Raw genomic sequence first — 6729 nt, 5'->3', positions numbered from 1 at the left:
TGGAATGAGCTTTGGCGTGTATTGATAGTCCGGATGAAGCATGATTACAATGTCTCCTCCGAGTTCCAAAGCCTTATTGTAGAGCGATTTCTGGTTCCCTCCATATCCCTTGTTCTGCTCATGAATAATCACATGGTTAATCCCAATCGATTTAGCCAGCTCAGCCGTATTGTCCTTACTAGCGTCATCCACAAAGGATGACTTCATCAACTAAGTCGAAGGGATTTCTTTGTAGGTTTTTTTCTAGTGTTTGTGCCGCATTATATGCGGTAAGACCACATTACTTTCTTGTTCTTATACATCTCGATCTGGATTGTGGCGCAAAGATAGACTGCTAAGCAAATTATTCCGATTTGGGATTAATATTTTGGTCTGGGTAAGTCTTTTTGGCAGGGAGTTAACGGACAGTTAACCTGGAAAGGCGTGTCTTTTTGATGGGTTTCTTGATCAGGGAGCAGGAAGGTTTCTCTGTGCTTACGCTTTAAAAGCACTGTTGTGAGCCGCTCTTAGACGACTCACCAACAACAGGAAAGGGATTGTTTTCAAATCTGTGTTTGTCTTTATCTGAGATTCGTTCTTATTGAATTATTGTCCGTCCATTAAATTGAACTAACTCTTCTTTTACAAATTTACCTAGCTCTGAAACATACTCTCTGGAGAAATCAAATTGATACCCGCCTCCGCGAGATTTCTTTGATCGGACGCGTGTATCCCATCTTAAGTGCCTCGATGTATTGCTCGATGGCCTGCTCCGTTGCTCCCGGTATTCTTCCAGATGGCGATAGCACCTAATTGTGCCATTCATATTCTATTTAATAAAAAGGAACTTCAAATAAATGAAGTTGCTTATGCCAGAGGTATTCTGAATACTGTTGTAAGCCACTACGATCCACTTCTGAAGAGCTGAAGTCTTGCAAAATATTAAGCCATTTGCTTCGTCTTTCGACTCTAGAGTGATTTGGATGTTGATAGATCCAGTGTTGGAATTTATCAATGGTGGCAATCCAAGTAAAACTTTCAACACATTCTCCAATTGTCCAATCTTGGCTCTACGAAGATCATCTTCATTTTCGAAGAAGATGTCCAGTGATCCATGCTCAATAGGTTCCATCGTCCATAGCAGCCAACTCAGCACCTCTGAAGGAACTCGCTTAGCTTTGAACTAAGCTCATAGTCAATGGTCAATAGAGAATGAATAGCATGTTCCACTTTCATGCATCAAGGTGCCGCATATCATTCAAGAATTCGTCGCATTCATGAAGATGAAAGGAATACCGGAAAGGTGCAATGGCATGTTATAGCCACCTGGACGTTTGCCTTTTCGTGATTCAAGATCAAGATGGCCTTTATCACGCATGATCGTGATGGCCTCGCAAAAAGAATGGATTTCAAATCGGAAAGGCAGGTAATCGCTCTCTTTCTACCATTCATCTGAATCTCAAATGGGCGCAATGGACTTACACTAGTATCGACATGCAAATCCCAAAGGCTCAAAGCCTTCAAATCAAGTGCCTTCTTTCTGAATTATTCAGGTCATTGACAATCGGTAGGATCTCGTACTGAATAGATTCATGAAAGTCGATACAATCATCCACAGAATAGTCGAATCTCCCTAGCGCTTTGAATTAAAGTCGCGGAGTTCTCGAAACCTGCATTTTGGTGCTATCTCATGCCGCTTGAACCAGCAGATAATCAAATAGCTGTTCCAAATGCAAAGAATCTTTACGAATTCTTTGATTGATCTTATGGTAAATGCTTTCTCGTAATTTCGATCGGTTCTTCACAACAACTTCCTGCTTTCTGCAAGGTCATCTGCCGGCCATTTACACCGATAGTCATTTCCGAAAAAATCCGACCAATATTCCTTTAGCCTTTAACTGAACTTCAGTGGCTAAAGGAATATTATCTTCTCTAAATAAATCTACTGAATTGAGAATACGCTTAAGGTAAATGAAGTATTCTTCTTGATTGAGTTGATTCTTGTACGGGGAGTCCTACGAGAATATTATTCAATTGATTTTCAAAAGAAAGTAATCGAGGTGCCAATTCCTGTACCGCATATTGGTAATTATCGGCTGCCTCCTTGTCCCCGCTATTTACCGTGATTTTAATGTACCCCATGCGAACGACTCGCTAACTCAGCATCCAGTTCAGATCTATCCTTAATCCATTCTTCTAAATCTTGTACACCTGTTAATTGGTCGTTCTAATAGGTCGTCGTAAGTATGGCTTTAATTCCGCCCAAACCGTTAGCATCAAAATTATCGGGGTAGAAATTTTGACGTCTAGGTTCAGGTACCGTAAGCGCAGTAGATCTCATATACGTATGCTTTTGGTGCCGTATCTGTCTGGGTTAATCCTCTTAAAAGTGAGATTATAATTTTTGTTTACGAGTAATAGTCTTCAAAGTTACAAGTACCAAGGGTCGTTGTTTTCTCAAAGTAGTGTCGTTTATTCTTCTTCGTCAGTAGTAGTTTCTCTTTTGTAATAAGTAATCCTTTGTCGTTTAGATATTTAAACCATTTGATTACTTTTTTGATATCGCCGATTAAAAACTCGTCCCTATCATAATTAGTAATATTTCCGAAAAATAATTGTTCAACTCGGCTGGACTGGCGCTTGAAGGCACCGGTGGATTACTTTCCGACTGGTCCAACATGCCTAAAAAACATTCTTCAATTCAGTCGTATCTCCGTCGTCCGTATAGATACCGATTGACTCTAAAGGGGTAAATTGGTGCTTTCTAGCTGAGGCAAATCTTTTTTTACCACTTGCCAAATCTTCGATGATAAGTCCATTCCCGCGATTTGCCGCCATTTGTACAATCCGGTAGTCCCACTAACTGCAATAAGAATTCTCCAATTCATAGTGATTGAATATCAATTTGTTTTGCCGGCAAAGGTACAAACCAAAGGGCAATTGAGGACTGATGGATTTAATGTCATGGTTAGAATTCGGATTTATTGAAATCCAAAGTATTAAAGGGTAAAGTGTAACACATGGTGTAAAATCAGATGCGATGGAGGGGGTAAAGCGTCTGGCTTCCGGGAGGTGTGATAACTCTACGTAAAAATAGAGAAAAAAACCTATAGGTCAAAAAAAAAATGTGAATAATTCTTGAGGGCTTTTTCGCCAACAATAGACTGCCAATTTCAGCTCATCAGCCTTACATTTTCGGGCCTTTTTGAGTTTACCTAAGATCCAAACCAGGATACTTGTCGATCAAATGAGAAATACTTGGCAAGGTTATCTAATTGGCAACCAATTTCTTCGATTCAAAACACAATTCGACAGCAAAGAATTAATCGCTGGTAGGTCGGTCATTTTAATAGGCCAAAACTTCTCTAACTTTTCTTTCAATCTTGTTTTTTTGGTAAAAATTCCGCTTCAGCGCGGTAGAAAAGGGCACGGGTGTATCCAAACTTGCTGCGCGCATAACCTGCGCATCCAGTTGATTCAAAAAGATGTTCAAGCGATATACGCGGAGAGCTCCCTCCGATCCCTCCGAAGAGCGTATCCTCGTGTAGAATCAATACTTTGTTCGTTTTTCTTACAGTTTTCTGTTATCGAGATTCATAATCAATGGGTAAGAGCGTTCTCAATCAGAATATCACGGAAACATTCCATTCTTCTACTAGAGATTTGGCCCAATGCACTCCATACCGTAGTAATTGATCGAGACGTCTTCTCCTTCTGCCACCAAACGCGCTTGCCGATCGGCAGCGTATAATAGTCGGTAGGTACTTCCTCACTAATACTTCGGTATAAACCTTTGTGCTCAAAAAATAAGATGGGGTTTTGGATCTTCAAAGGCAGCGAGTAGCAAGCCTTTGGCTTCACTCGGGCTGGAGATATAGTACTTTTAAACCTGGAGTATGCGTAAACCAAGCCTAGTTTACTTTGGACTATGGTAAGGCAAGCTCCCATACCTCCTCCCGTTGGCATGCGCAACCACTACATCAGCGGATTGTCCCCAACGGTAATGTAATTTTGGCCAGATTGTTAACGATCTGGTTGAAGCCACAAACTTACAAAGTCTGCAAATTGCATTCGACCATGGCTTTACCTCCCTTAAGCGATACGCCCAAACCTACTCCAACGATCGCACTCTCGCACAAGGGCGTATTCCGCACACGCGCTGCTCCAAAAATCTTTCACAAAACCATCAGTAACCTTGAAAACACCACCATAAATCACCAATGTCCTGTCCCATCAGCACTAAATCCGGATGTCGCTCCATGGCTTGATGCAAAGCCTGTGAGATCGCGTCTACGAAACGTAATCCTGTGTCTCGGAAGTACTAGTTCCACCAAAGTAGGCTGATAAGGGGCATATACATCAGCCAACTCTTGGTGCTCGATCTACTTGGACAGCTGGAAGCTCATCGGCAAGCTTTTAGCGCATCCTCGATCTCTTGTTTCATGCGGTCTGAAAATCAACAATGGCTCTCCGTTAACAGCCCTTCTTGCAGTAGATATTGTTCGAAATTCCTTATGGGATCTTTCTGGGCCAAGTTTTCCATCAGGTCTTGGGACGTATTTGGTGCCAGAGGCTTCCTCGTGCCCGCGCATTCTAAACGTCCGGCACTCTAGTAAGATCGGCTCGGGCTTGCTTCTGAGCTCCTCGGCAATGGCTTGGATGAGAATAACTTCTACTATGTTATTTCCATCCAGAATTCGGGATCGCATGCCGTAGCCTAATCCGCGATCCGCCAAGTTTTTCACAACGGTACTGTTCCTGTACCGTTGTGGAAAGGCCAATAACCATTATTCTCAATAATAATATTGACGGGAAGCTGCCAAACTGCAGCTACATTCAAGAGCTTTCGTGAAATTCTCCCTCGCTGTGCCACCATCTCCGTGAAAGCTAAAGCTACCTTTTGCTCTCCTTCAGGCTTATGCCATAGTCCAACTCCTCCAGCCAATGACAATTGAGGTCCGAGGTGAGAGATCATTCCTACTATACCATGCTCCAGGTTCAAAGTGGAAAAGATCGATCCGCCCTTTGTGAAGCCCATGTCTTTTCCCTGCCACTGGCCAAAAGACGATGCAGTGGCACCTGCCGTGCCGTGAAACACACCTAGGTTTCTATGCAAGGTAAAGATCAATTTCATCCGTGTGCAGGGCCATAGTTGCTCCCAAGAAATGGCCTCTTGCCCAATTCCTGAAAACCATTTGCTAACCTTACTCTGCGCAATAACTTTAGCATCTTCTCTTCAATCATTCTAGGGCGCAACAGATTGAAATAATTCCTGTAAAGTCTCATCTGTCAGGTTCTTTCGATCAAAGTCATAGAGGACTTCGTTTTCGTAGCCATAGGCGGTTTTTGTCGATCTCGCTCGCCAGTGGCTTTTGTAGGCAGCTCGCGCAAGCAGTAATTTGGAAATTGGTTAGGGTTAAAATCGGGATAAAGGTAAAAGAAATCTAAATCTAGCAACAGGCCTCGGTCGCTATTTTTCGAAAAGTTTGGCTTTCATGGTCTGGCCTGCAAAATGCTAGGCAGCGACACTTGACCCCTTGTGATAGTTTCGTTATAATTTGTGATAAATCCACACCCGCCTCGCTCTAATTTTTGTGTGCATAACCAAAAGACAGGGTACAAAGCGCCAATATCCTCAGATTCTAGAACTACCTACACAGTACCGATTACACGACAGGCTAACTGACTAGAATCAGCCTGAAAGTCATCCTAGGACTACATTAACCATCGTCAAACTTTAACCAGTAGGCGGAAACTAACATTCATTAAAATTAACCAATCATGACAGAAACTTTATCCTTTTGGACGAGGGTAGGGCTCCTCTCCTTTATCCTAACCTAAGCTTGCAGCTTTCACTACATGCAACACCTGAACCTCCGAATACAAATGCTGAGAAACAATCTCTTGCGATGTTGACGGCGGCTATCTTTCCGATCGCTGGCTAAGAACAGAACGAGTGATCTGTGCCGGAGACGCAACGAAGACCCAATTGACGTACTATTACAACATGCTTCTTGGTCCAAGCTCTGCCTGGGTGATCACCTGACCCAAATGGCAATATCCTTGGTATCCCTCCCGGAACCTCCTTTTGATCTTGAAGGGCAGGGCAAGGGACTTGTCTAGTTTTGGCACGTTAGTTTTGACGGTGCACTGAGTGGCGTTGAAGTTGGCAAGAATGCCAATGATATTGAAGGTTGCTACGACCTTTCAAACCCACAACCATTTACCGAACGGTGTAAATGGTGGTACCATCAGCACCAATGATCCAACTCATATCTGCGCAGGTGACGGACAAGCCGATCCCATCAACGTATACGTGAAGGCTCCGAAGGACCAAACGCAGCATGGGTGATCAAGATATGCCGGAAAGATTCTAGCACTTCCTCCTGCTCCACCTTCGACTTCGAAGGTGCGGGTGAAGGTGTTTTGCTTAATCTGGTATTGAGATATGAAGGTCGATCACGGTCTAGACATGGGCAAAAATGCCAAACTTTCGTGGTTGCTATGACTTTCTAACCCTATTACCGTGTAACGAGATGGTGTTGATGGCGGTTATCTAACCACCGCTGGCGGCATGACTGAGAAAACCATCTGTGCTGGTGACGGCGTATCTGATGCTTTTGACGTAAGTCTTAGTGGTGTATCGGGCGCTAACTCCGCCTGGGTAATCACTGATGATGCCTTGAACATCTTGGCTTTACCACCAGCTCCACCATTCGATTTGGAAGGCGCTGGTCCTGGTACTTGCTT

The 6729-nt window shown here is 43.3% G+C and carries 3 protein-coding genes; all 3 read right to left on the bottom strand.

Features of this window, described 5'->3' with window-relative positions; translation table 11 throughout:
* Positions 1-192 (bottom strand): glycosyltransferase (locus D5R40_RS38260; protein ID WP_205127730.1); only part of this gene is annotated, 192 nt, incomplete at its 3' end.
* 4169 nt (positions 193-4361) lie between these two features.
* Positions 4362-4688, bottom strand: coding sequence for a hypothetical protein (locus D5R40_RS42990; RefSeq protein WP_375339423.1), 327 nt, complete (start codon positions 4686-4688; stop codon positions 4362-4364).
* Positions 4689-4720: 32 nt separating this feature from the next.
* Positions 4721-5197 carry a thiamine pyrophosphate-dependent enzyme gene (locus tag D5R40_RS41585; protein WP_282433676.1) on the bottom strand — a complete coding sequence of 159 codons (477 nt, stop codon included), beginning with the start codon at positions 5195-5197 and terminating at the stop codon, positions 4721-4723.
* Positions 5198-6729: the final 1532 nt, after the last annotated feature.

This window comes from Okeania hirsuta (assembly GCF_003838195.1).
GTDB classification, from domain to species: Bacteria; Cyanobacteriota; Cyanobacteriia; order Cyanobacteriales; family Microcoleaceae; genus Okeania; species Okeania hirsuta.
This window is presented reverse-complemented; position numbering and strand designations above follow the sequence as displayed.